Raw genomic sequence first — 25,616 nt, 5'->3', positions numbered from 1 at the left:
GTCGCCATCTCCATGGACGGCAAAGGTCGATGGATGGACAATGTTTTTATCGAGCGGCTGTGGCGCTCTGTGAAATGGGAGTGCGTCTACCTGCGGGAACTCGAAACCGGGAGCCAGGCCCGCCAAGTCCTTGGAGACTGGTTCCGCTTCTACAACGAGCAGCGGCCGCATTCGGCTTTTGACGGTCGTCGCCCCATGGACGTATACCGGGAGGGCCACTCGGCCTCCAAGGCGGCATGAGCACCAACCGGACTATAGCTTAACCCCGCCGCCAACCTGTCCAACCAAGCCGGACCACCTCATTCAGCGCTTCAGAGCAAACAAATATCAAACTCAGAACATGGTATGAATTTCAAGATGAGTTCGAAGACATGTGGCTGCAAAAATATTTTCTTCTAACGCTTTCGGAAAAACTTGACCCACTGTTCTCATATATAGAACCATTACATCTAGAACCTGTATGGTTTAAATTTCTGAATCAAGAGGAAAAAATTAAATACGACAATACATATAAAAAATATTTTGATTTTGGTAATTATATATTTATGTTTTCAAAATGGCATCACCTTACAGGGTTTGACAAAGAAAAACTTGAATTGCCAATTACGACACAATTGCACAGACAAAAAGTCGACACGCACAATCTCCATATTCCCGTGGATATCTTGGAAGAAAATTCATACCGAGAGTTTTTAGAACGAGTATTGATCTATGGAGAGAAAGCAATTTCAGAGTTTCGACTTTTCCGCGACATCGGCTTAGCTAGGAAAGAAGAACATCATTAATCTACACAGACCGATCCTTTCTACAAGAAAATTGGCCGTCTGCCTATGCGCGGGACAGCATCTGCTCGAATGTTATCCAAAATTCCCGCGTAATCCCGTATGGTTGGCCAAGATGTTATCCAGGAAGGTTATCCAAAAAGATAACGGGGCCAAGCCAAAACTGACTTAACCCCTTGAAATCTTTGTGGTGCGCCCGGCAGGATTCGAACCTGCGGCCGTCTGCTTAGAAGGCAGATGCTCTATCCGACTGAGCTACGGGCGCGCGGTCGCCAAACCTAAACAAGCCCCCACGCGCGGTCAAGACCACCCTTGACGAAACACCGCACCGGGCTCAAACTGCCTGTCCCCGGCCGCCCCCGCAACCAGGAGGGAGACATGAACCTGCGCGTGCTCGGCTGCTCCGGCTCGGACCTGCCCGGCCACAACCTGACTTCCTTTCTGGTCAACGATTCCGTGCTCCTCGACGCCGGAACCGTCACCTCCGCCATCGATCTGGCCGCGCAGGCCCGCATCGAACATATTTTCGTCACCCATCCCCACCTGGATCACATCAAGGACATCCTCTTCCTCGCCGACAACCTGATCGAATGCTTCGCCGGGAAAAACAACAGACCTCCCCTGGCCATCCACGGACTGCCCGAAGTCCTCGACGCCATTGCCACACACCTGCTCAACGACACTATCTGGCCCGATTTCACCGTCATCCCCCAGAACTCGCCCGTGCTCACCTACGCCCCCATGACGCCCGGCGTCCCGGTGATCCTCGGCGGACTTTCCGTGGCCGCCTTTCCCGTCAACCACGCCAAGGCCGCCTCGGGCTTCGTCCTGTGGGAGGACGGCGGCGCGCACAACATCGCCTACACCGGGGACACCGGCCCAAGCGACACCATCTGGCGCTACCTGGACAGCCTGCCCTTTTCCCTGTCCCGCCTCATCACCGAGGCTTCCTTTCCCTCGTCCATGCAGGCCCTGGCCCAAGCCTCCAGGCACCTGACCCCGCGGATGCTGCACGCCGAACTCGACAAACTCGCGGCCAGGCCCGAAATCCTCATCTACCATATGAAAGCCCCTTTCGCCGCCCAGATCCGGCAGGAACTCGAAACCGAACTGGCCGGGCGCGCCTACAGGCTCCTTCGTGAAAATGACGTCATCACCATCTGAATTCCCCGATTTCGCCGCCTTTGCGGCCTACCTCGACAGCCTCGGCCTCTTTCACATGGAGCTTTCGCCGCACCGGATGGTCGCGGCGCTGGCCGGACTCGGCCTCACGAGCCTGCCCCATCTGGCCGTGCAGGTCGTCGGCACCAACGGCAAAGGCTCGACCGCGGCCCTGCTCGCGGCCATGCTCGCCGCCCACGGCCTGCCGACCGGGCTCTACCTCTCGCCCCATTTCGTCAGCGTGCGCGAGCGCATCCTCATGGGCGGGCGCATGTGCGAGGAGGCGGACTGGGTCGCGGCGGCAAACGCCGTGCTCGCGGCCACGGCCGGCGGCGGCGAAAAAAACCGCCTCACCTATTTCGAGCTGCTCACCGCCATGGCCGCCCGGCTCTTCACGCAAAACGGCGCCGAGGCCGCCGTGTACGAGGCCGGGCTCGGCGGCGCGGGCGACGCCACCACCGCCCTGGGGCGCGACCTCGTGCTCTTTGGCCCCATCGGCATGGACCACGCCGCAATCATCGGCCCGACCCTGGCCGACATCGCCCGGGACAAGGCCGGCGCGCTCGTACCCGGCGGCGTGGCCGTCACCGGGCCGCAACCGCCCGAGGCCATGGCCGTGCTGCGCCGGGAGGCCGCCGCGCGCGGCACGCGGCTTCTCGAAGCCCAGGAACTCGCTGCCTACAACCCGGCCACGCGCAAGGCCGTGCTGCGTTTCGGCGGGAAATCCCTGCGTACGCCGCCGGTCAAGCTGCGCCTGGCCGGGCCGCACCAGGCCCGAAACGCCTCCCTGGCCCTGGCCGGGTTCACGATTTGCGCCGATATCCTCGGCATAACGCCCGATACCGACGCCATCGCCCGCGCCCTGGCCGGGACCTTCCTGCCCGGCCGGCTGCACCTGCTGCAACTGCCGCAGACGCGGGCCGCGCTGCTCGTGGACAGCGCCCACAACCCGCCGGCCCTGGCCGCCCTGGCCGAGGCGCTCCCCGCGCTTCGCATCACGCCCGCGGCCATGATCTTCACCTGCCTCGCGGACAAGGACCTCGAAGCCATGGCCCCCCTGGCGGCAAAGCTCACCACGGGCCCCATCTTCGTGCCGGAGCTGCCGGAAATTTCGCGCTCGCGCCCCGCCGCGCAGGTCGTCGCCGCCCTGGGCGAACGCGCCGTGGCCGTGCCCGATCCGGCCGCCGCCCTGGCCGCCGTGCGCGACCTGGAAGGCACGGTGCTGGCCTGCGGCTCCATGTACCTGCTGGCCGCACTTTTTCCGACGACGCAAAATTGATTCCGGCCGCGCTTGCGGCTACCGTTGCGGGACTTGCGGCCTGCGCCGCCAACCCGAACCCCCGGAAGCCCCCGTGCAACAGCTTTTTCGTCTATTGCCGTCCGTGGACGCGGTACTTGCCGACCTCGCCGCCGATGCCGGCCTCGCCGCGCTGCCACGGGCGCTTTTGCGCGACGCGGTCAACGATTTCCTTAATGGCCTGCGCGCCGACATCAAGGCCGGCCGCGTGACCGACGCGGCGCAGCTTGCGCCGCAGCTTGTCGGCGCGCAGTGCGCCCGGTTCGTACGCGCCGCCGCCAGGCCGCATTTCCGGCGGGTCGTAAACGCCACGGGCGTGGTCGTGCACACCAACCTCGGCCGCTCGCTGCTGGCCCCCTGCGCCATCGCCGCCGCGGCCGAAGCCTGCGCCCGCTACTCCAACCTGGAATTCGACCTGGCCACGGGCGAACGCGGCAGCCGCTACAGCCACGTGGTGGACATCCTGCGCCGCTTGACCGGCGCCGAGGCGGCGCTTGTGGTCAACAACAACGCCGCCGCCGTGCTCATCACCCTGGAGACCCTGGCCAAGGGCCGCGAGGTCGTGGTTTCGCGCGGCCAGCTCGTGGAGATCGGCGGCTCGTTTCGCATCCCCGAAGTCATGGCCAAGTCCGGGGCGATATTGCGCGAAGTCGGGGCCACCAACCGCACCCATCCCCGGGACTACGCGAACGCCGTCAACGAGAACACGGCCCTTTTGCTCAAGGTCCACACCTCCAACTACCGCATCGTGGGATTTACCAAGGAGGTCTCCCTGGCCGAGCTCGTGGCCATCGGCCGCGACCGGGGCCTGCCGGTCATGGAGGATCTCGGCAGCGGCAACCTCACGGATTTCGCCGGGCTCGGGCTTCCGGGCGAGCCCACCGTGCAGCGGGCGCTGGCCGACGGCGCGGACGTGGTGACGTTTTCCGGGGACAAGGTCCTGGGCGGCCCGCAGGCCGGCGTCATCGTGGGCAAGGCGGCGATCATCGAGGCCATCCGCAAAAATCCCCTCAACCGCGCCGTACGCATCGACAAGATGACGCTCGCCGCCCTGGAGGCGACGCTGCGGCTCTACCTCGACCCCGAGCGCGCCCGGCGCGAGGTGCCCACCCTTGCCATGATGACGGCCCCGCCCGGGGCGCTCGCGAAAAAGGCCCGGCGGCTGGCCGCCATCCTCAAGAAATCCCTGGCCGGGCGCTACGCCGTCGCCGCCGTGCCCGGGGCATCGCGCGTGGGCGGCGGCGCGTTTCCCGAACACGACCTGCCGACCACCCTCGTGGCGCTCACGCCCCTTCAGGGCGCCCCCTCGCCGGACGCCCTGCGCGAACGGCTGCTCGCCACGGACCCGCCCCTTGTCGGGCGCATCGAGGACGCCGCCTTCCTGCTCGACCCGCGCACGCTGGCCGACGACGAACTGGGGCTCGTGGCCGCGGTGCTCGGGCAAGCCATGGACGATCCGGCGCGCTGAGGCACGCACCGCTTCCCCAAGAACGCAAGGACTCCCCCCGCCCTGGCATGGGCGGCGGGGAGTCCTTATTCCGCGTTGCCGTGCGTTACGCGTAGGCCTTGGTGTGGACGCCCGAGGCCAGTTTCTTGTTCTTGAGGCCCTGCATGACGTCCACCACCGCTTCCACGACGCCCTCGACATCCGAAGCCGTGTTGCAGAACGTCGGCGAGATGCGCACGAGATCGTGGCCCTTCACCTTGAGGTTGGCGATGGCGAACTTGTGCTTCTCGTACACATGTTTCATGACGTCGGCGGCCGCGACGCCTTCCGGCGTCTTGAACAGGAACACGGAACTGCGTAGCGCGTCGTTCGTCGTCGGCGTGGAAATCCACTGATAGGCCGTCTTTTCGGTGAACTCCGGGAACACTTTGGGCAATTTTTTCATGAGCGCCTGCTGGACCATGCCGCCCAGGGCGTGAATGCGGGCCTCGATGCGGGCCGGGGTGACGCCCGGATGGAAATGCCCGGTGTGAAAGAGCGCCGCCATCCATGTGGAAACCAGCGTGGCGTCGTTTTGCTGGCCCAGGTACGAGAAGCGCTTGGCGTTGGGGTCGATCTTGCCGGATTCGGCCGGGAAACCGTAGTCGGCCGGCGTGTTGATGTGCTCGTCGTAGCCCCAGATGCTCGGCGTGAACTTCTCGGCCGCGCCCGTGCGGTTGTTCATGTAGAGGATGCCGACCATCTTCGGGCCGCAGGGCCATTTGTGGAAGCTGCCCGAGATGCTGTCCACCCCGACCTCGTCGAGACGCAGGTCGAGCACGCCGAACGTTTGCGCGCTGTCGGCGTGGATATAGATGTCCTTGTTGATGGCGCGCAGTTCCTCGACGATGCGCTTCATGGGCAGCAGCATGCCGCACTCGTTGGACTGCCAGGACAGGGTGACGATCTTGGTGTTGGCATCCACCACCGCGCGCAGGGCGGCGAGGATGTCGTCGGCGGAAGCGGGGTCGGAGGGCATCACGCCCGCCTTGCGTTCCTCGTCCGTCACCTTTTGCGCGAACATCTTGGTGCCGACCACGCGCACCGAATCCTTGCCCCAGCCCTGCGTGGCCTTGCGGTAGAACCAGGCATCGTAGTTCGTGGGATGATTGACGTCCCAGACCACGACGTTATCCTTTTGCGGGTCGAAAAAGCCCGAGGTCACGAGGCCATTGTTGATGAAATTGTTGCCCTCGGTGGAGTTGGCCACGAGCGCCAGCAGGAAGTCGGCCTGCGTTTTGAGGTTGCGCATGCCGAACCAGTCCTTGACCGCGCCGAGGCCGTGCACGAGGCTCGCGTCGGCGAGTTCCCCGCGCATGGGAAAGGAGATGTCCTCGCCAAGCAGGCGCTGCACCAGCGCGACCATGGCGGACACGGGCTTAAGAGACGGGCAGAGGTTGGCGGAGTTGACGGAAATGCTCGTGTAGGCGTCGCGGTCGAAATAGTGGCGCACGAGCTTGTCCCATTGCGCGTTGTCGGCAGGGGCGAGGGTGTCGGAGGCGAAGGTGCGGCCGTCGGCCTCCCAATGCGCAATGGCGGCCTTGATCCGCTCCAGGGCCGAACCGGTTTCGGCCTTGGGAGGCGTTTTTTTCGCCTCGGCCGGGGATGAGGTGAAGGCGATGCCGGGCAGCATGGCCGCCCCGCCTGCGCCCAGGGCGACACCGATGAATTTTCGGCGTGTGAACTGGCTCATGGCAAGCTTCTCCTTGAGGTTGCGGATACGTTACAATTCGAGGAAAATGGAGACGAATACGACATGATGCCGGATATACTTTTCTTTGCTTAGCCGTTCCCGCCAAATGACGCAAGGCGGCTTTTCCAGCCTGCCGTCCAGCATGCGCCCTGCAAAGCGACAGCGGCTTGTGCGACGTAACGACACGTCGAAACGAAGCGTGGCGCGCGGCCTGCGGCGAAACTACGCTTTGCACAAAAGGAAGCAGGCTTCGTCTGGTCCAGCGATTGCGTATCCTGTGACGAGCAATCGTGAAAGTATCAGCAGCCACTTGAAACGACACAGTTTCTTGACCTTTCCTTTCCCGCATAAAGGAACTGATCCGCCTCCTTCACGAGCATGTCCAATGTTTTGTCGCAGGCCGACTCCACAACGCCGAAGGTCATTGTCAAATCGATGAGGCTCTCGCCGACGCGGATCGGACTCGAAGCAACGATACGCCGCAACTTTTCCGCCAAGGCAACGCCTCCCGCAAGATCGCTTGCGTTTGCCATGAGGAGGAATTCTTCTCCACCCCAGCGGGAGAGAACATCGTCTTTGCGCAGAGCATCCTTTAACAACGCCGCGACGCTCTTCAGGACAATATCACCTGCATCATGGCCATGGGCATCATTGATGGCTTTGAATTTATCAATATCGGCCAGGATCAAGCAAAAACTTGCACCTCCAAGTCGACATTGTTCCAAACGCCCCTTGATGATATCGCACATGGCGCGTCTATTGAACAAACCAGTCAAATAATCAACAAAAGCCACACCCTCGAGCTCTTTATACGCTTCGCTCAATTTTTCTTTTTCACAACGCAATTCTGCTTCATTGCTTTTTATCTTTGCGACAAACCTATTTACCATACTGTTCAATTGCTTCTCAAAAACATAGAGCATCACACCGCATATGACAAAAACAGCGGTTATCATCGCCAGGAAAACCATGACCTGACTATCATACACCTGTTCAAATGCCTGCCTTCTTTTCGATATAATAGAATCGATGTCGTCATAATGGATGCCTGTGGCGACGACCCAATCGAACGGTTTGTACAATTTTGCATATGTCAATTTTTTCGTTATTTCATCGGAACCCAATTTTTTGAAATAATAACTAAAATACAACTCTCCTGACGCCTTCACCCCTTCAAGCTCTGCCTTGTATGGAAAATTCCCATTGATATCCTGCGTCAAGGTCGAAAGAAGCTCTCCTTCCGTTTCCGGAAGATTCGGATGCACCACGCGCACAGCGTAGCCATCGCCTCCATTATAATTCACTATTTCATTCACCCAAACATACCTGTTCAAATCGAACCGAACGCTTCGGATAAGCTTCTTCGCCCGGTCCCGTGCGATGCCGTCCAGGGCCGCGCGACTCATGAACACATACGCAACCTTGCCGTCGTCAAAATCCACTTTTGCAACCTCAGGAAATGCTTCCGAAACATCTCCCCCCCTGGCGATCGACGCCGCGAACTCCGCAGCATTTTCCTTCCCATTGGTCCACAACAGTTCATTGCGGCCAGCATCATATACAACGATACCGACCCCGATCTTATCCAAGACACCATCCAGACAAGACCACTCTTTACTTGACGCATTCTTGCCAATCATGTCAGTATACATCAGACAAATTCGCACAACAACTAAACATAAATCATGCACATGAGTCCTGTATTCGTCATATATCATATCTCTCAACACATCCAATTCAACAATTGTCCGCAATACTATGTTCTTAATATTTCTCTTTTTCTCCTCAATAATCGTATTTTCAATCTCTCTTGTCAAAAGTTTGTAATTTTTCCGCTCGGAAATCAAATAGGGTACGGTCACCGCAAGAGAAACGGCAAAAATAACCAAGAAGCCAAACAAATAGTATCCGATACGAATGGTTCTTTTGGCGATCGTTTCCATGACCAGGGCACCTGCAGCATCCTTGGGCTTCAGCCAGTCCGCTCCGCGGTTTGCGGCGTTAGCCCCTGCCACACGAAAGAAAACAGGAGCGTGTCACAACATAGCAAACGGGCATTCCGATGAAAAGATAAGATATTCTGGTCGAAAACACCCTACTCGGCCGGTGGCGCGCCTGTTGCGAAGCGGTGGAGCACACGGAGCCCGCAGCCCGGAAAATCGCCCGCCGCAAGGGGTTCCCACTCCCGGCCGAGATGCTTATGATGGCTTCCTGTTACCCCACGGAGGAAGAGACGCATCATGACCGAGACGAACGACGCGCCCGAGGCGAAGACCGCTTTCGCCATCGAGACCAAGACCTGCTTCGAGACCTACGCCTCGCCCGAGGACAGGGCCGCCATGCGCGAGCTGGCCGGCCGCTATATCGACTTCCTTTCGTCCTGCAAGACCGAACGCGAAACCGTGCAGTTCGTGCGCAAGGCCCTGGCCGGGGCAGGATTTCAGGAAAGCGAGGACGGCGCGTTTGACGGCGACGCCGTCTTTCGCGTGCTTAGGGGCAAGACCGTCTTCATCGCGCGCAAGGGCAAAAAGCCCCTGCGCGAGGGCTTCCGCCTGGTCGGAGCGCACTGCGACACCCCGCGCATCGACCTCAAGCAGCGCCCGCTCTACCAGGACTGCGGCGTGGCGCAGCTCAAGACCCACTATTACGGCGGCATCCGCAAGCACCAGTGGCTCGCGCGCCCGCTCGCCCTGCACGGCGTGGTGGCGAAAAAGGACGGCTCGGTGGTGCCGGTGACCATCGGCGAGGACGCGTCCGATCCGGTCTTCGCCATCCCGGACCTGCTGCCGCACCTGGCCTACCGGCAGGCGGAGCAGAAGCTCGCCGACGCCTTCGAGGCCGAAAAGCTCAACATCCTCGTCGGCCACAGCCCCCTCGACGCCCCGCCCGCGCCCGAAGGAGACGCTGCGCCGAAAAAAGACAAGGACGCCGTCAAGGCCAAGGTGCTCACGCTTTTGCACGAAAAATACGGCATCGAGGAAGCCGACCTCTACAGCGCGGAGTTGCAGGCCGTGCCGGCCGGGCCGGCGCGATTCGTGGGCCTCGACGCCGCCCTGGTCGGCGGCTACGGCCAGGACGACCGGGTATGCGTGTTCGCCGCCCTTTCCGCCCTGCTCGCCGCGCCCACGCCCGAGCACACGCAGATCGTGCTCTTCTGGGACAAGGAGGAGATCGGCTCGGAGGGCTCCACCGGGGCCAAGTCGCGCTTTTTCGAATTCTGCCTGGAAGACCTGATCGACGCCTGGGACAAGGGCGCGCGCAAGAGCCGGGTGCTCGCCGCGGGCAAGGCCGTTTCCGCAGACGTCCACGCCGCCCTGGATCCGGACTACCAGGACCTGCACGAAAAGCTCAATTCCGCGCTGCTCGGCTCCGGCCCGGTCTTTTGCAAGTTTACCGGCCACAGGGGCAAGGTCGGGGCCAACGACGCCCATCCGGAGTACGTGGCCTGGCTTAGAAACCTCCTCGACGGCGCGGGCATCCCCTGGCAGATGGCCGAGCTCGGCCGCGTGGACCTCGGCGGCGGCGGCACCGTGGCCAAGTTCCTGGCCGTCTACGGCATGGACATCATCGATTTCGGCCCGGCCGTGCTCAGCATGCACAGCCCCTTCGAGATCACGAGCACGGCCGACGTCTACGCCGCCATGCTCGCCTACAAGGCGTTTCTCTCCAGCTAACCTTACCCCCTTGCGAGGGGGTAAGGGGGGCATCATGCCCCCCGGCCGCCGGAGGCATCTTCTCTTCGTCTCCCTCCTCCACCCCCAAAAGGAGCATCCATGCCAGTCATCATGGGCACGGCCGGGCACATCGACCATGGCAAAACCACGCTGATCAAGGCGCTCACCGGCATCGACTGCGACCGGCTGGCCGAAGAGAAAAAGCGCGGCATCACCATCGAGCTCGGCTTCGCCTTCATGGACCTGCCCGGCGGCGCGCGCCTCGGCGTCATCGACGTGCCCGGGCACGAGCGGTTCGTGAAGAACATGGTGGCCGGCGCGGCGGGCATCGACTTCGTCATGCTGGTCATCGCCGCCGACGAAGGCGTGATGCCGCAAACGCGCGAGCACCTGGACATCTGCACCCTGCTCGGCGTGGAAACGGGGCTTGTGGCGCTGACCAAAACCGACATGGTGGACGCCGACTGGCTGGCCATGGTCACGGACGACGTGCGCGCGGGCCTTGCCGGCACGTTTCTGGCCGACGCGCCCCTCTTTCCCGTCTCCTCCCACACCGGGACGGGCCTGCCCGAACTGCGCGCCGCCCTGGCGGCGCTCGCCGCCGGATTCGCCCCGCGCCGCCGCTCGGACCTGGCGCGCCTGCCCATCGACCGCGTGTTCACGCTTAAGGGGCACGGCACCGTGGTCACGGGCACGCTCATTGCCGGCGCGTTTCGCCTGGGCGAGGACGTGCAACTCTACCCCACGGACACGCGCTCGAAGATCCGCGGCCTGCAATCCCACGGCGAGACCGTGGAGGAGTCGCCCGCCGGCCGGCGCACGGCCGTGAACCTCGCCGGCCTCGAAGTGGAGGACATCGAACGCGGCGAGGTGCTGGCCCGGCCGGGGACGCTTTTTCCGGACACGGTCTGGGAGGTGGAACTGGCCTGTCTCGCGTCCGCGCCCCGGGCCATCAAGCACCGCACCGAGGTGCATTTCCACCACGGCACGCGGGAACTGCTCGCCCGGGTGCACCTGCTCGACCGCGAAAAGCTCGAACCCGGGCAGACGGCCGTGTGCCAGATGCGCTTTCCCGAACCCCTGGCCGGCGTCTACGGCGACCGGGTGGTGGTGCGCTCGGGCGCGCCGCTGCGCACCATGGCCGGCGGCCGGGTGCTCTCGCCCATGGGCCGCAAGATCAAGCGCTTCGACGAGGCGGCCGCGCCCGTGCTCGCGGCCATGGCGACAGCGACCGGCGCGGACCTCGTCGCCTTGCAGCTCTCCCGGGCCGGGGCCGAGGGGCTGGGGTTTTCGCGACTCATGACGCTCACCGACCTCGAATCCAAGGCCCTGGACAAGGCGCTCACCACCCTCTGCGACAAGGGCGGCGCGGCGCTCGTGGACCGCGACGGCAAGGAAGGCCGCCATTTCGTCCACGGCGAGGTGCTGGCCGCGCTTTCCAAATCCCTGGCCGACTTCATGGCCGCCTACCACGCGCGTGAACCGCTGAAACTCGGCATCTCCCGCAGCGAGCTCGCCTCCACCTGGGGCAAGGCGCTCTCGCCCAAGCTCTTTCATTTCGTGATCGAGCGCCAGTTGCGCGCCGGCGTGTTCGCCACCGGGCAGGACGTGCTGCGCCTTGCCGGGCACAAGGTGTCCCTGGCCTCGGACCAGGCCAAACTGCGCGGCATCCTGCTCGACGCTTACCAAAAGGGAGGGCTCACGCCGCCCAACGTCAAGGACATCCTGGAGCCCTTGAACCTGACCTTCAAGGAGGCCCAGCCGGTCTACAAGGTGCTCATGGACGAGGGGCGCATCGTCAAGGCCCAGGAAGGCATGTATTTCTGCGCCGAGGCCATCGCGACGCTGACCGAAAAGGTCCGCGCCTACTACGCCGCCGGGGCCACGGACATGGGGCCGGCGGAGTTTCGCGAGCTCACGGGCCTGTCGCGCAAGTTCCTCATCGCGCTGCTCGAATACCTGGACAAGGAAAAAGTGACCGTGCGCGTCGGTGACAAGCGCCAGTTACGGAAGAAGTAAGGCGAGGGGAAAAGAGATGAGGGGGGAGAATGCCTCCGGCGGCCAGGAGGGGCCGGGGACCCCTCCTGGACCACCCCGAGAGGGGGGAGGTTCAGGCGCTGCGGGGGTGTGACGACAAAAGCGGCGGGAGGCCGAGGCCTGCCGCCGCCGGAACAAGCGAGAAAACGGGGTCTACCAGTCCTGGTCCTGGGGTTTGGCCTCCTGCTGGGCCTTGATGACCTTGAGGGCGACAAACACGGCGATGAAGCCGAACAGCACGATGAGACCGGAGAAGTCGAATGTCACGGCGAACCCCCTGGGCGGATGTATTTCGTGAAAAAAATCCTTAACCCCAAAGGCGTATCATGTCCAGAAGCAAGCGCAGGAAAGCGGGTATGTCACGGATAGCCCGCTTCGCCGCCCTGGCCGCTCTCGTGCTGGCCTTTTGCGCCGCACAGGCCCAGGCCGGCGTGGTCACGATCGAAAACGACGCCTACAGCCTGGACGGCGGCCGCCCCGTGACCGGGGCCTGGGAAATCGCCGAAAAAATCGCCGTGGCCAAGGACGCCGCCGTGGTGGTCCTCGGCAAGAACAGCCGCCCCGCCACGGTGCAGACCCTGCTCCAACTGCTCGAAAACCTCCACGTGCCCACGCTTTTCACCAAGAAAGCCGATTACAAGGCCCTGTGCGATCGCGGCGTGCTCAACCCCACGCGCACGCCGGCGCATCCTTGACACCTCCCCCGGCCACGGCTACTGCCCGAAAACGACCTGGGCGCCCCTCGGGGCTCAATAGGGAATCCCGTGCGAATCGGGAGCGGACCCGCCGCCGTCAGTCCCCAACAAGGTCGGCTTCCTCGCGCGCCACTGGGAACCTTCCCGGGAAGGCCGAAGCCGATGGGACGAGCCGGAAGACCTGCCCGGTCACAGGCCACCCCGTCGGCAACGAGGGCTTTTGCCGGCCGGGCTTCGGGATAAAGTGCGCGTCCCGGGCCGGGACGTCGCTTTCTTCCTTTCTTCAAGAGCCCTCCATACCCATGGAGGTTTTCCCCGCATGCCGTTTTTCAAGCGCATCCTTCCCTGTCTGACCCTGTGCCTGCTCCTCGCCGCGCCGGCCATGGCCGGCCATGACGCCAAAAAGGAACCCAAACGCGCCATCGTCGTGGCCGCCTTCGGCACCACCGTGCCCGAGGCCGCGCCGGCCATCCAGAAAATGGTGGAACGCGTCAAGGCCGCCTATCCCGGCGTGCCCGTAAGCCTGTGCTACACCGCGTCCATGATCCGCCACAAACTGGCCAAGCAAGGACAGACTGTGCCCTCCCCGGCCGAGGCACTGGCCGCCCTGCCCGACCAGGGCGTCACCGATGTGGCCCTTTTCTCCCTGCAAACCATTCCCGGCCATGAGTTCAACGACCTCGAACGTCTGGCTCAGGCTTTTTCGGGACTGCCCAAGGGACTTTCCCATGTGGAAGTGACCGCCCCCCTGCTTTATTCGCGCGAGGACTTTCCCCGCGTGGCCAAGGCGCTCCTGGCTTCCGCGCCCAAGGACAGGAAACCCGGCGACGCCCTTGTCTTCGTCGGCCATGGTACGGACCACCCCGCCAACATGGCCTATCCCGCCCTGCAATACACCCTGTGGCGCGAAGACAAGAACGCTTTCGTGACCACGGTCGAGGGCACGCCGAGTTTCGAGGACCTCGTGTCCGAGCTCAAGGCGCGCGGCGTCAAGAAGGCCTTCCTTCTGCCGCTTTTCGCCGTGGCCGGCGACCATGCCCACAACGACATGGCCGGAAAGGAGGACGACTCCCTGGCTTCGACGCTCAAAAAGGCCGGCGTCGAGAGCGTGCCCGTGATGGCCGGCAACGGCGACCGCGAGGCCGTGGCCGCCGTGTGGATGGACCACTTGAAGACGACCCTCGACGCCCTGCCCGGGAAATAATGTCCGACGCATGCGCCCCACGCGGCCGGCTCGCCGCGTGCATTCCCGCCCTGGCCGGGCTGGCCGCCCTTGTCGCGGCCTGTCTGGCCGGGGCCTATCCCGCCACACCCTCCCAGGTCACGGCCGTCCTCGGCCACGCTATGGGCCTGCCGGGTTTTTCCGGCGCGGCAACGGCCGCCGATCCGGCGCTCGCCGCCGTGGTCCTCGATCTGCGGCTGTGGCGGGGGGTGCTGGCCTACGGCGTGGGCGCGGCCCTGGCCGTGGCCGGGGGGGTGTTCCAGGGCGTGCTGCGAAATCCTTTGGCCGACCCGTTCACCCTCGGCGTTTCGGGCGGCGCGGCCTTCGGTGCGGCGCTTTCGCTCACCCTTGGCCTAGCCGCCGCCACGGGAGCCCGGCTGGCCACACCTCTGTGCGCCCTGGCCGGCGGCGGCGCGACCCTGGCCGCCGTGCTCGCCCTGTCGCGCGCGGCCGGCGGCCTGCGCCGCGAAACCGTGGTCCTTTCCGGCATCATCGCCGCCACGTTCCTTTCCGCCCTGCTCTCGCTCGTCAAGGCGCTCAACGAGGAATCCGTGGCCGGCATCGTCTTCTGGATCATGGGCGGCTTCCAGGGCAGGGGCAAGCCGGAGCTCGTCCTCTTCCTGCCCTGCCTTGTCCTCGGGCTCGCCGTGGTGCGTCTTTTCGTGCGCGAGCTCGATATCTTGCTTCTCGGCGAAACACAGGCCCGCCAGCTCGGCGTGTCCACCGGCCGGGCGCGGCTGTGCCTGCTCGGCGCGGCAAGCCTGCTCACGGCCGGAGCCGTGGCCGTGTCCGGGGTCATCGGCTTTGTCGGGCTCATCGCGCCCCATGCCTGCCGCCGGCTGTTCGGGGCCGAGCACAAGGGCATGCTCACGCAAAGCGCGCTGACCGGCGGGGCGCTTTTAGTCCTTGCCGACGTCGCCTCGCGCACGATCCTCCCCGGCGGCGCGGAACTGCCCGTCGGCGTGGTCACGGCGCTGCTCGGCGGCCCGTTTTTCGCCTTTTTGCTGCTCGCCCCGCGCGCCGGGGGCCGGTCGTGATCCGCATCGAGGGCCTGCGCGCCGGCTACGGCGACGCCGACGTCCTTGGCGGCATCGACCTGCACATCGCCCCGGGCGAAATGGTCGGGCTTCTCGGCCCCAACGGCGCGGGCAAGACCACGCTGCTGCTCGCCGCAACCGGCATCCTGGCTCCGCGCGCGGGCACGGTGCGCCTGGATGGCCGCGACGCCTCGTCCCTGTCCGCCAGGCAGCGCGCACGCCTGGTCGCCGCCGTGCCGCAACGCGCCGAAAACGCCGGAGAGCTGCCCGTACGCGCGTTGGTGCTCATGGGCCGCTATCCCTACCTGCGCTTTCTCGGCGGCTACGGCGAGGACGACGACAACGCCGCGCGCGCGGCCATGGAGGCCGTGGGCGTGGCCCATCTCGCCGCAAGGCGTCTGGGCGAACTCTCGGGCGGCGAATTCCAGCGCGTGCTCGCGGCCCGGGCGCTGGCCCAGGACGCCAAGGCGCTCATTCTGGACGAAGCCTCGGCGGGCCTGGACATCGCCCGCAAAATGGAGCTTTACGGCCTGCTTGCCGCGCGAAACGCCGCGGGCGCGACCATCGTCGCCGCGCTGCACGACGTCAACCTGGCGGCGCTTTACTGCAACCGGCTCATTTTCATGAAAAACGGCAACATCGCCGCCGACGGCCCCGTGGCCGCGGTCTTCACCAGCGAAACCCTCTCGAGGATCTATGACACCGACATCCTGGTCGTCACCCACCCGCGAAGCGGCCTGCCGCAGGCGCTGGCCGTGCCTGGCCCTGTGCCTGCTCGTCTTTCTCACGGCGTCCCCGGCGCGGGCGACGGTCTCCGTCACCGATGACGCCGGGCGCGAAATCGTCCTGCCCCAACCGGCCACGCGCGTGGTCGCGCTCTACGGCGCGTTCAACGAGATCCTGGCCGGCATGGGGATGGCGGACCGCATCGTGGCCCGCACCGAAGCCGACGCCACGCCGCCCTCCATCGCCACCCTGCCGGTGATCGGCACGCACATGCGGCCCAACCTGGAGCATGTGCTCGCGGTCAAGCCCGACCTCGTGCTGCAAATGGCCGGGCGCGGCGAGGCCGAGCAGGCCGTGGAGGCCCTTTCGCGCCTGGGCGTGCCCGTGGCGGTCTTTTCCGTCACGGATTTCCCGGGGCTTTGCGCCGCCATCCTGCGCATCGGCACGCTTACGGGCGCAAAGGAGGCGGCAGGCCGCCTCGTCGCCGCCCTGCAGGACCGCTTGGCCGCCCTGGCCGCCAAGGCCGCCAAGGCGGAGGGCAAGGCGCGGCCCAAGGTCTTTTTCGAGGTCCGCTCCGGCAGCCTGCTCGCCGCGGGCAAGGGGTCCATGGTCGATGCGGTCATTGCTGCCGCGGGCGGGGAAAACGCCGTGGCGGCGGAGAAAAAGATCGTGCGCCTGTCCGACGAGGAACTCCTGCGCCTGGCCCCGGACGTCTGCCTGACCCAGCGCGGCCCCATGAACCCCGAGGCGCGGCCCATGACCGAGCGGCCGGAATACGCCGCCCTGCCCTGCGTCAAAAACGGCCAGGCCTACCTCGTCGACGAGGCGCTCTACTCGCGCCCCGGTCCCGGCAGCGTGGACGCCGCCGAAGCGCTGGCCACGCTCCTTGCCGGCGACGCCCACAAGGAGGCGCGGCCATGACGGCGACGCCCAGCGGCACGCTCTACGGCATCGGCGTCGGCCCCGGCGACCCGGACCTGCTCACGTTCAAGGCCGCCAAGATCCTCGGCGGCGGCGCGACGGTCTTCGCCGCCTCGTCGAGCAAGAACGACTACTCCATCGCCGAGGCCATCATCCGGCCCCACCTGCCCGCAGGCACGGACGTGACCCGGCTGCCCTTTCCCATGACCCGCGACGCGGACGCCCTGGAAGCGGCCTGGACGCAAAACGCCGCGGCCATGGCGGCGGTGCTCGCCTCCGGACGCGACGCCGCCTTCGTCACCCTGGGCGATCCCATGCTCTACAGCACCTTCGGCTATGTGCTGCCGCGCCTGCGCGGGCTCCTGCCCGGGCTTCCGGTCGCCATCGTGCCGGGGATCACCTCGTTCCAGGCCGCGGCCGCGGCCACGGGCGACGTGCTGGCCGAGGCGGGCGAGAACCTGCTCGTGGCCTCGGGCATCGACGACAACGGCCGGCTGGAGCGCGCCCTTGACGCCGCGGACAACGCCGTCATCCTCAAGGCCTACCGCCACTTCCCCCGGTTGCGCGCGCTGCTTGGCACCCTGGGCCTGGCCGGGCGCACGACCTTCGTCACGCGCCTGGGACACCCGGGCGAGGCCGTGGAACGCGACCTGGAAAAGGCCCCGGAAAAACCGCACTACCTTTCGCTGTGCCTGGTCAAGCGCAAGGGCTGACGCCGCCGCTTTGACAGGGAACGCCCCGGCGGGTACAGCCGTCAGGACCATCGCCGCCGGGGCGCGCCGCCCGCGCAGGAGGAATCCGCCCGCATGCCCATCGCGAACATCGACGACAAACGCTGCGAGGAACTCTACAGCGCCGTAGTGGACCGCAACCCTTGCGTGCAATTGTTCCAGGACCTCAAGTACCGCTTCATCCTCCCCCTGCCTCGGGACAGGAAGGCGAGCCTCATCGACGTCGGCTGCGCCAAGGGCAACTTCCTGCGCAACCTTGCCCGGCGCGGCTATACCGACCTTTCGGGCCTCGACCTCGACAACGCCCTCTATCCCGACGTCGCCGCTCGGGTCACCTTCTACCGGGAGTCCCTGACCACGCCGGAGCTGGACCTCGGCCGCCGCTTCCGCCACGTGTTCGTGCAATGCATGCTCCACCACCTGCCGGCCGCAAGCCTCACGGACGCGGCGCGCAACATCGCCCGACTGTGCGAACCGGGCGCCACGCTTTTCATCTACGAACCGAACATGGCTTCGCCCGTCGGTCGATTCTTCTATTTCGCCTTCCTGCGCCTGTTTCCGGCCATGCACCGCAACGCCATGGAAGAGAAGGACGCGCAGATGGCCTTCTGCAAGGGCTGGGAAGGGTTTCGCCGCAGCCTCGAGGCGCTGGGTTTCCGGCCGCACAGGGTCAGCGACTGGTCCTTCTACAAATGCTACGTCGCGACCTTCACCCCTGTCGCCGGAGCCTGACGCGCCGCCATGGACCTGCTGCCCCTGTTTCATGTCGCCGCCGCCCTACCGGGGCTCAAAAACCCCATGCGCGGCGGCAAGGCGTTGCGCCACGTCGAATGGTTCCTCGGCCGGCGCGCCCGGCACAGGCTGTTCGCCGTCGTCTTCACCTTCCTGTTCGCGCTGACCCTGCGCGTGTCCCTGTTGCCCCTCGTGCCGGCCGGCATCCCGGCCATCCATGACGAATACAGCTACCTGCTCCAGGCGGACACCTTCGCTTCGGGGCATCTCGCCATGCCGACCCACCCCCTGTGGGAGCACTTCCAGACCTTCCACGTGCTCCAGCATCCGACCTACGCCTCGAAATTCTTCCCTGGCCAGGGCGCGTTCCTGGCCCTGGGGCAACGCCTGCTCGGCCACCCCTGGTGGGGCGTGGCCCTGTCCGTGGCCGCCATGTGCGCGGCCATGGTCTGGTGCCTGCAAGGCTTCCTGCCGCCGGGCTGGGCCTTTTTCGGCGGCATGGTCACGGCCTTGCAGTTCGGGGCGACCCATTACTGGGCCACGTCCTACTGGGGCGGTGCCGTGGCCGCCATCGGCGGCTGTCTGGCCGTGGGCGCGACGGGACGGCTGCTCGCCGCGCCCACGCTCGCGTCCGGCATCGTGTTCGGCATCGGCGCGACGCTGCTGGCCGCGACGCGGCCCTACGAAGGCGCGATACTCGGCGCGATACTTCTGTGCTGGCTGGCCGTGGCCGCCTGGCGGCGACAGCCGCAGCCGCGCCTGCCCCTGCGCCGCGCCGCCCTGCCCCTGGCGCTGACCGTGGCCGCCGGGGCCGGTGCGCTCCTTTATTACAACCACGCCGTCACCGGCGACGCCTTCTCCATCCCGTACGTCGTCTACAGCAAGCAGTACGACCAGGGTTTCTGGCTTACGACCAAAGCCACCGACGCCGTGCCCGAAGGCATCCCCCGGGAAATGCTGCGCTACCACACGGAATGGGGCACGCCTGCCCTGCTCCGGGAAAGCACCCTCGCCGGCCGCATCGCCGGCCTGCCTTACCGGGGACGGGTCTTCGCCTCCCTGCTCTTCCCCCTCTTCTTCCTGGCCGTGTTCGTCGCGCCCGTTGCCTATTGCGCCAACCGCCGCGTTCGCGCGCCGCTTTTGGCCACTGCGGCCGTGCTCGCCGCTTCGCTGAGCTTCCTCTGGACCGCGCCGCACTATTTCGCCCCGGCGCTGGGACTTTTCGCCGTGGCCTGGCTTGGCATCTACCGCTGGCTGCGCACGGTCAAAATCTTCGGCTGCCCCGTCGGTCTGTCGCTGGTGCGGCTGCTGCCCCTTGTGCTCGTTTTCTTCACGGTCAAGGGCGTCATGGATTACCCCCGCCGCGCCACAAGCGACAACCAGCGCCAGGGCGAGATCCGCCGGCAGATCGAAGACAAGCTGGAAGCGCTCCCGGGCAACCATCTGGTCGTCGTCACCTACGCGCCGGACAGCAACGTCCACGCGGAATGGGTCTACAACCGCGCCGACATCGACCACGCCCGGGTGGTCTGGGCCAGGGACCTGGGGCCGGAAAAAGACAAGGCCCTATTCGCCTATTTCAAGGACCGGGACCGCTTCTGCGCCCATATCTCCGCCCGCAACATCGATTTCCGCGCCTGCCCGGAACCAGGCAAGGACGCCGCAACCCCGCAGCCGGCTCCGTAGGCAGGCTCTTTTCCCATGACAAGACGCCGCCGCTTCGCTAGCATGGCGTAAATCGGCGTTTTTTCGCCGCGACCCAAGCCGAGCGAGCGTCCATGCCCACCCTCGACGTCACCTTCGTGCTCCCCTGCCTCAACGAGGCCCAGGCGCTGCCCGCGGCCGTCGCCATGGCCCGGGAAGCCCTCGCGCTTCTGGCGGGAAAAGGCTTCAGCGGGGAAATCATCGTCAGCGACAACGGCAGCACGGACGGCAGTCCGCTGCTCGCAGCGAGCCTCGGCTGCCGCGTGGCCCATTGCCCGCAGCGCGGCTACGGCAGCGCCCTGCGCTACGGCATCGAGGCGGCAAACGGGACGTACGTGGTCATGGGCGACGCCGACGCCTCCTACGATTTTCGCGAAGCCGTGCCCATGGTGGAGAAGCTGACCCAGGGCTGCGACCTGTGCATGGGCTCGCGCTTCAAGGGTGGCATCGAAGCCGGGGCCATGCCCTGGAAAAACCGCCACATCGGCAACCCGGCGCTCACCGGCATCCTCAACCTCTTTTTCCGCACCGGTTGCAGCGACGCCCACTGCGGCCTGCGCGCCTTCACCAGGCAGGCCTACGAGCGGATGCACCTGACCTCGACGGGCATGGAATTCGCCAGCGAAATGGTGGTCAAGGCGGCGCTGCTCAAGCTGCGCGTCGCGGAAACGCCCGTGACGCTGCACAAGGACGCCCGCGGCCGGCCGCCGCACCTCAACCCCTGGCGCGACGGCTGGCGGCACCTCAAGTTCCTGCTGCTCTACAGCCCGTTGTGGCTCTTTTTCCTGCCCGCCGTCGCGAGCGTCCTTTTCGGCTGCGGCATCCTGGCGGTGCTGCTCACCACCCCCCCGGGCCAGGACTTCCGCTTCGGCCCGTTCTGGATGGGCGACCACTGGCTCGTGATCGGCACGAGCGCCATCACCATCGGCTACTACCTCGGCATCCTGGGCGTGGCCGCCCTGGCCTACCACGCCAACCAGACCTTCATGCCCCAGTCCCGCTGGGTCTACCGCCTGACGCGCTTCGTCACCGTGGAAAACATGTGCCTCATCGGCGGCGGCCTGTGCCTCGTGGGCCTGGCCATCCTCGGCTACGTCGTGGCGATATGGGTCTCCACCCTGGCCCAGGGCCTGGCCTTGACGCGTGTCATGGCGCTCGGGGCCATGTTCGTGACCATGGGCATCCTGACCTTTTTCTCGGGCTTTCTCTTCGTCTTTTTCAGCGAACCCGCCGCCTCCGGCCAAACCTCCGGGCGCAAGCCATGACCAGCGACGCCATCCTCGTCATCAACGAACCCTTCGTGCCCGATTTCTGCCGCACCCAGCGCTGGGCCGCGCGCACGCGCGGGCGCGTGCTGCGCGCCCCGGACTGGCTGGCCTACGCCACGGCGGTCCTGGCCAAGGACGGCTTTCGCGTGGAGCTCCACGACTTTCCGGCCAAGGGCTGGGACAAGCCCGAACTCGAGGTCCTGGCCCGGGAGAAACAGCCCTTCATGGCCGTGCTCGACGCCACCACGCCGTCGTTTTCCTCGGACGTGGACTGCGCCCGGCGCATCAAGGCGCAAAGCCCGGGAACGAGAATCCTCATGGTCGGCCCCCACGTCTCCGCCCTGCCCGAGGAGAGCCTCGTCGCCGCGGGCGGGGCCGTGGACGCAGTGGCCATCGGCGAATACGACTACACCGTGCGCGACGTGGCGCGCTGCTGGCAGGCGGGGACAACAGACCTGTCCGGGGTCGCCGGCATCGCCTGGGTCACAGACGGCGCGCCGGCGCGCACACCCGCCCGGCCGTTGATCGCCGACCTCGACGCACTGCCCTTCCCGGCCTGGGACCAGCTCGACCTCATGGCCTATTTCGACGGCGGCAAGCTCCATCCCTACGTCACGGTCATCGGCGGACGCGGCTGCCCGTTCGGCTGTTCGTTTTGCCTGTGGCCGCAGGTGATGCACGGCCGCAAGTACCGCACCCGCTCGCCGGAAAACATCGTCGAAGAAATGCGCTGGGTGGTCGCCAACTGGCCGCAGGTGCGCCAGGGCGAATTCTTTTTCGAGGACGACACCTTCACCGTCAACGCCGACCGGGCGCACGCGCTGTGCGAGGCCATCGAAAAAAGCGGCCTGGGCGTGCCGTTTTCCATCAATTCCCGGGCCGACATCAGCGACTTGTCGCTGTTGCGGCATTTAAAACGCGCCGGCTGCCGCATGGTGCTCACGGGCTTCGAGTCCGGCTCCCAGACCATGCTCGACCGCATGGGCAAGAAGACGACCGTGGCGCAGATGGAGCGGTTCGTGCGCGCCTGCCGCGAGGCGGGGCTCGCCGTGCACGGCTGCTTCGTGCTGGGGCTTCCGGGGGAGACGCGGCAAACCATGCGGGAGACGCTCGATTTCTCCCTGCGCGTGCCCCTGACCACGCTCCAGTTCTCGGCTGCGGTGCCTTTTCCGGGCACGCGCTATTTCGAGGAGATCAAGGCCCAGGGCCTGCTTCGCGCCAAAAGCTGGGACGACTGGCTCCAGGACGGCGAGCAGAGCCCGGTGGTGGAATACCCGGACCTCGGCGCGGACGAGGTGGAGGCGGCCGTGGACAAGGGCCTGCGCCAGTTCTACTTCCGGCCGTCCTACATGCTGCGCTTCCTGCTCGCCACGCGCTCGAAAAGCGACCTCTACCGCAAGCTGCGGGGCTTTTTCAATTTCCTGGGCTACCTTGTCTCCAGCCGCCGCAAAAAGGCCTGCCGTGACCGCTGAGCCCGCCGTCAGCGTCGTGATCGCGGCGCGAAACGAGGCCCCGGTCATCGCCGCGTGCATCGCGTCCCTGCGCGCCCAGGACGTGCCCCCGGGGACGCTCGAAATTCTCGTCGTTGACGACGCTTCCACCGACGCCACCGTGGCCGTGGCCACGGCCCTTGGCGCGCGCTGCCTGAAACTGGCCAGAAGCGGCCCGGCCCTGGCGCGAAACCGCGGCGCGCTCGCCGCGCGGGCGCCAATCGTGGCGTTCGTGGACGCCGACGCCGTGCCCGCCCCGGACTGGGCGGCGCAACTGCTCGCGGCCTTCGCCGCCTGCGATGCTCCGAAGCTTGCGGCAATCGGCGGCAGCCAGCAGGGACACCCGGACGACGGCCCCTTCGCCCGCAACGTGGACAGGTTCCTGCGCGCCGTGGGCTTCGTGGCCGACTACGCCAGGGAGCGCAGCGCACCGGCCGCAGTCGGACACAACGCCTCGTGCAACAGCGCCTACAAGCGGGATGTTTTTATAAAAGCGGGAGGATTCCGGCCGGGGCTTTTCCCGGGCGAGGACGTGGACCTGGACAGGCGGCTCGGGGCCGCGGGCTACGCGGTGCGGCACGCGCCGGACATCCGGGTCGCCCACCGCCGGCCGGGCACGCCCCGCGCCTGGCTGCGCATGCTCGCCAGCTACGGCGAAAGCCAGGCGGACTGCGTGGCCATCCACGGCCTCTTCCGCCCCTTGCACCTGCTCCCCTTCGCGTGGCTCGCCGGGCTTGCCGCCTTGGCCTTTTTCCCGCAAACGCTCCTGGCCTGCGGCGCAGGCCTGGCGCTTGCCGCCTGCCTGCACTGGCGACGGCGCTACGGCCTGCCCGTCACTCCGGGGCTTTATTTCCTGTGCACCACGGCGCTCGTCTACCCCGCGGCGTTCCTCGGCCGGCTGGCGGCGCGGGGCCTTGGGCGCAAAGGTCCGGCCGGTGGCAGGCGCCTGCCGCCGCTTTCACCCGACGCGACCAGGAGTAAGGACGGTCAAGGCAGCTTCTCGACGTCCGCCCGCGCCTCGTAATAGGGCGTGCCCTGGCCCACGGCGCTGACCATGTCCGGGATGACACGGTTGACGCCCTGCCCGGCCTTGATCCAGCCGCCGCGCTCGCACACCACCACGTCCGCCCGCAGCCCCGGATCGTGGCGCACTACGACCTCCATCGCCCCCACTTCGCTCGTCAGGCGCGCCGGGCCGCCGTCGGCGATCCCCAGCCGCGTCGCCTCGGCCGTGGCCATGGTCAGCTGCGCCGGGCCGCCGTGGTCGCCGGGCACGCGCTCGGAGCACAGATGCGCCGCCCCGCCCGGGGTCAGCAGGTGGTAGGGGTAGCGCACGCCGTGGCGGCAGTCCGAACAGCCCGTGACGTCGGGGAGCAGCTGGAAGCGGCCGGTCGGCGTAGCGAACGTCCCGTCCCGCCACGGCACCATGGGTGCGTCCGGGATGCGCACCGGACCGCGCCAAAGGTCGTCCCAGGCCACGCCTTTTTCGAGCAACGGCCGCAGGAGCAGGCGCAGCCAGTCCTCGTCGCTCTTGACGAACTCGTCCGCGAAGGGGAACCGCCTGGCGAGATCCATGAAGATGTCAAACTGGGAGCGGCACTCCCCGGGCGGCGGCGCGGCCGGCGAAAGGGGCCCGACGTAGTTGTGGCCGAAGCTCGCCACGATGTCGCGCTGTTCGAAAAAGGCGGCGCAGGGCAGGAAAAGATCGGCGTGGTCGGCCGTGTCGTCGAGAAAGAGGTTCATGTCGACCACGAAGGGCACGCTGTCGAGGGCCCTGGCCACGAGGTCCGCATTGGGGGCCATGCACACGGGATTGGCGGCCGTGATCACGGCCACCTCCACGGGCGGCCCCTTGGCGTCGAGGATCTCCCGGCCGATTTGCGGCATGAGGAACTTGCGCCGCGGCGGATGGAGCCCCTCGCCCCACAGCCCGGAGTCGTAGGGCCCCCATTCCTCGAAGCCCTGGGACACGCCGCCGCCGGGCAGGCCGATGTTGCCCGAAATCGCGCCGAGCGCGTCCACGGCGCGCACCATCTCATGCCCGAGCGTGAAACGGTGCAGGCCCCAGCCGAGCAGCGTGGCCGTGGGCCGGCCGGCGACGTAGGCCTCGGCCAGGGCGACGATGTCGGGGACGGCGATGTCGCAGGCCGCGGCCAACTCCTCCAGGGTGTGGCGACGCGCCAGGGCGTAAAAAGCTGCGACGTTGTCGCAGCGGCGCGACAGGAAATCCCGGTTCTCCAGGCCCGCGTCCAGGATGTGCCGCGCCGCGCCAAGGGCCAGGAAGGCGTCGCGGCCGGGGCGCACGCGCAAGTGGGTATCGGCGAGCGTGGCGGATTCGCTCTGGCGCGGGTCGATGAGGATGACGCGCGCGCCGCGTTTTTTCGCGCCACGCAAATGCGCCAGCAGGCCCGGCTGGGTGGCCACGGGATTGCGGCCCCAGAGCACGATGGTGCGGGCGTTTTGCAGGTCCAGGGGATCGTGGGAGACGCGCGGCCCGAAATCCAGGCTCTGCGCCGCGTAGCCCGTGCCGCCGCAAAGCGTCCCGGTAAGGGTGGTCACGCCGCCGAGCAGATTGAAAAAGCGGGCGTTGACGATCTTGAGCGCCGTGCGCTCGCCAAAGCCCATGTAGTAGAGGATCGACTCCGGGCCATGGAGGGCCACGGCGTCCTTGAGCTTGTCGGCCAGTTCGTCCAGGGCCTCGTCCCAGGAGACGCGCGCCCACGCGCCGTTTTGGCGGCGCAGCGGCGTTATCACCCGCTCGGGGCTGTAGAAACGGCGCAGGAAGGCCGGGGCCTTGCGGCACAGCGTGCCCCGGTTGACGGGATGGTCGGGGTTGCCGGTCAGCCGGACCACGCGGTCGCCCTCCACATGGGCGAGCAGGCCGCAGGCGCTGGGACAATCCCGGGTGCAGGTGACGGGAACGGCGCGAACGGACTGGGGCATGACTCCTCCGGGCGGCG

21 protein-coding genes, 1 tRNA gene and 1 riboswitch are annotated in these 25,616 nt (G+C 66.2%); of the genes, 18 read left to right on the top strand and 4 right to left on the bottom strand.

Annotated elements, in window-relative coordinates; translation table 11 throughout:
• Together Q368_RS0121325 and Q368_RS25980 are read left to right on the top strand one after the other, a co-directional pair.
• The coding region (locus Q368_RS0121325) for an integrase core domain-containing protein (RefSeq protein WP_029461062.1) at positions 1-240 on the top strand (240 nt) is incomplete at its 5' end.
• A gap of 131 nt (positions 241-371) precedes the next feature.
• The gene (locus Q368_RS25980; RefSeq protein WP_156955809.1) at positions 372-785 is read left to right on the top strand and encodes a hypothetical protein; all 414 of its coding nucleotides are present in this window, start codon (positions 372-374) and stop codon (positions 783-785) included.
• Between the two features lie 185 nt (positions 786-970).
• On the opposite strand, the gene Q368_RS0121320 is transcribed toward Q368_RS25980, so the two are convergent.
• Positions 971-1,047 (bottom strand) — tRNA-Arg (locus Q368_RS0121320).
• 113 nt (positions 1,048-1,160) lie between these two features.
• Here Q368_RS0121320 and Q368_RS0121315 point away from each other — a divergent pair.
• The 3 genes from Q368_RS0121315 to selA all read left to right on the top strand — a co-directional run bounded on the left by Q368_RS0121315 (position 1,161) and on the right by selA (position 4,708).
• Positions 1,161-1,946: a 3',5'-cyclic-nucleotide phosphodiesterase gene (locus Q368_RS0121315; protein ID WP_029461061.1), complete on the top strand. Its 786-nt coding sequence runs from the start codon at positions 1,161-1,163 to the stop codon at positions 1,944-1,946.
• Positions 1,927-3,222: a bifunctional folylpolyglutamate synthase/dihydrofolate synthase gene (locus Q368_RS0121310; protein ID WP_029461060.1), complete on the top strand. Its 1,296-nt coding sequence runs from the start codon at positions 1,927-1,929 to the stop codon at positions 3,220-3,222. The genes Q368_RS0121315 and Q368_RS0121310 overlap by 20 nt, the downstream gene beginning before the upstream one ends.
• A 73-nt stretch (positions 3,223-3,295) precedes the next feature.
• Complete coding sequence (gene selA, locus Q368_RS0121305) at positions 3,296-4,708, top strand: L-seryl-tRNA(Sec) selenium transferase (RefSeq protein ID WP_029461059.1); 1,413 nt, start codon at positions 3,296-3,298, stop codon at positions 4,706-4,708.
• An 85-nt stretch (positions 4,709-4,793) separates the two neighbouring features.
• On the opposite strand, the gene Q368_RS0121300 is transcribed toward selA, so the two are convergent.
• Positions 4,794-6,419, bottom strand: coding sequence for an aminotransferase class V-fold PLP-dependent enzyme (locus Q368_RS0121300; RefSeq protein ID WP_029461058.1), 1,626 nt, complete (start codon positions 6,417-6,419; stop codon positions 4,794-4,796).
• A 299-nt stretch (positions 6,420-6,718) separates the two neighbouring features.
• On the bottom strand, positions 6,719-8,362 hold the full coding sequence (locus Q368_RS0121290) for a diguanylate cyclase (RefSeq protein WP_029461057.1): 1,644 nt from the start codon (positions 8,360-8,362) through the stop codon (positions 6,719-6,721).
• 297 nt (positions 8,363-8,659) lie between these two features.
• On the opposite strand from Q368_RS0121290, the gene Q368_RS0121285 reads away from it, so the two are divergent.
• From Q368_RS0121285 to Q368_RS0121220, 13 genes are all read left to right on the top strand, one after another.
• Entirely contained in the window at positions 8,660-10,093 is a 1,434-nt protein-coding gene (locus Q368_RS0121285) for an aminopeptidase (RefSeq protein WP_029461056.1), read from the top strand.
• Positions 10,094-10,192: 99 nt separating this feature from the next.
• A complete protein-coding gene (selB, locus tag Q368_RS0121280; RefSeq protein WP_029461055.1) occupies positions 10,193-12,112 on the top strand; it encodes a selenocysteine-specific translation elongation factor in 1,920 nt (639 codons plus the stop codon).
• Between the two features lie 374 nt (positions 12,113-12,486).
• Positions 12,487-12,825: a hypothetical protein gene (locus Q368_RS0121270; protein WP_029461054.1), complete on the top strand. Its 339-nt coding sequence runs from the start codon at positions 12,487-12,489 to the stop codon at positions 12,823-12,825.
• Between the two features lie 36 nt (positions 12,826-12,861).
• Positions 12,862-13,014, top strand: a riboswitch (cobalamin riboswitch).
• Between the two features lie 130 nt (positions 13,015-13,144).
• Positions 13,145-14,029 carry a sirohydrochlorin cobaltochelatase gene (locus Q368_RS0121265; protein WP_029461053.1) on the top strand — a complete coding sequence of 295 codons (885 nt, stop codon included), beginning with the start codon at positions 13,145-13,147 and terminating at the stop codon, positions 14,027-14,029.
• Positions 14,029-15,084, top strand: a complete 1,056-nt coding sequence (locus tag Q368_RS0121260; protein WP_029461052.1) for a FecCD family ABC transporter permease — start codon at positions 14,029-14,031, stop codon at positions 15,082-15,084. Before Q368_RS0121265 ends, Q368_RS0121260 begins: the two co-directional genes overlap by 1 nt.
• A complete protein-coding gene (locus Q368_RS0121255) occupies positions 15,081-15,911 on the top strand; it encodes an ABC transporter ATP-binding protein (protein ID WP_029461051.1) in 831 nt (276 codons plus the stop codon). The genes Q368_RS0121260 and Q368_RS0121255 overlap by 4 nt, the downstream gene beginning before the upstream one ends.
• 40 nt (positions 15,912-15,951) lie before the next feature.
• Positions 15,952-16,731 carry an ABC transporter substrate-binding protein gene (locus Q368_RS0121250; RefSeq protein WP_281174654.1) on the top strand — a complete coding sequence of 260 codons (780 nt, stop codon included), beginning with the start codon at positions 15,952-15,954 and terminating at the stop codon, positions 16,729-16,731.
• Positions 16,728-17,444 carry a precorrin-2 C(20)-methyltransferase gene (cobI, locus tag Q368_RS0121245; protein WP_029461049.1) on the top strand — a complete coding sequence of 239 codons (717 nt, stop codon included), beginning with the start codon at positions 16,728-16,730 and terminating at the stop codon, positions 17,442-17,444. The genes Q368_RS0121250 and cobI overlap by 4 nt, the downstream gene beginning before the upstream one ends.
• Positions 17,445-17,537: 93 nt before the next feature.
• Positions 17,538-18,194 carry a class I SAM-dependent methyltransferase gene (locus tag Q368_RS24155; protein ID WP_029461048.1) on the top strand — a complete coding sequence of 219 codons (657 nt, stop codon included), beginning with the start codon at positions 17,538-17,540 and terminating at the stop codon, positions 18,192-18,194.
• Between the two features lie 9 nt (positions 18,195-18,203).
• Positions 18,204-19,880 carry a hypothetical protein gene (locus Q368_RS0121235; protein WP_029461047.1) on the top strand — a complete coding sequence of 559 codons (1,677 nt, stop codon included), beginning with the start codon at positions 18,204-18,206 and terminating at the stop codon, positions 19,878-19,880.
• A gap of 92 nt (positions 19,881-19,972) precedes the next feature.
• Positions 19,973-21,163, top strand: coding sequence for a glycosyltransferase family 2 protein (locus Q368_RS0121230; protein WP_052360322.1), 1,191 nt, complete (start codon positions 19,973-19,975; stop codon positions 21,161-21,163).
• Positions 21,160-22,638, top strand: coding sequence for a B12-binding domain-containing radical SAM protein (locus Q368_RS0121225; RefSeq protein ID WP_043786588.1), 1,479 nt, complete (start codon positions 21,160-21,162; stop codon positions 22,636-22,638). The genes Q368_RS0121230 and Q368_RS0121225 overlap by 4 nt, the downstream gene beginning before the upstream one ends.
• On the top strand, positions 22,628-23,680 hold the full coding sequence (locus Q368_RS0121220) for a glycosyltransferase family 2 protein (RefSeq protein WP_029461044.1): 1,053 nt from the start codon (positions 22,628-22,630) through the stop codon (positions 23,678-23,680). The genes Q368_RS0121225 and Q368_RS0121220 overlap by 11 nt, the downstream gene beginning before the upstream one ends.
• Here Q368_RS0121220 and Q368_RS0121215 read toward each other — a convergent pair.
• Complete coding sequence (locus Q368_RS0121215) at positions 23,644-25,599, bottom strand: molybdopterin-containing oxidoreductase family protein (protein WP_029461043.1); 1,956 nt, start codon at positions 25,597-25,599, stop codon at positions 23,644-23,646. The two genes, Q368_RS0121220 and Q368_RS0121215, sit on opposite strands and share 37 nt — an antisense overlap.
• Positions 25,600-25,616 lie beyond the last annotated feature (17 nt).

This window comes from Solidesulfovibrio alcoholivorans DSM 5433 (assembly GCF_000702665.1).
Classification (GTDB): Bacteria; Desulfobacterota; Desulfovibrionia; order Desulfovibrionales; family Desulfovibrionaceae; genus Solidesulfovibrio; species Solidesulfovibrio alcoholivorans.
Note: the sequence above shows the minus strand (reverse complement) of the source record. Positions and strands in the feature narration are given on the sequence as shown.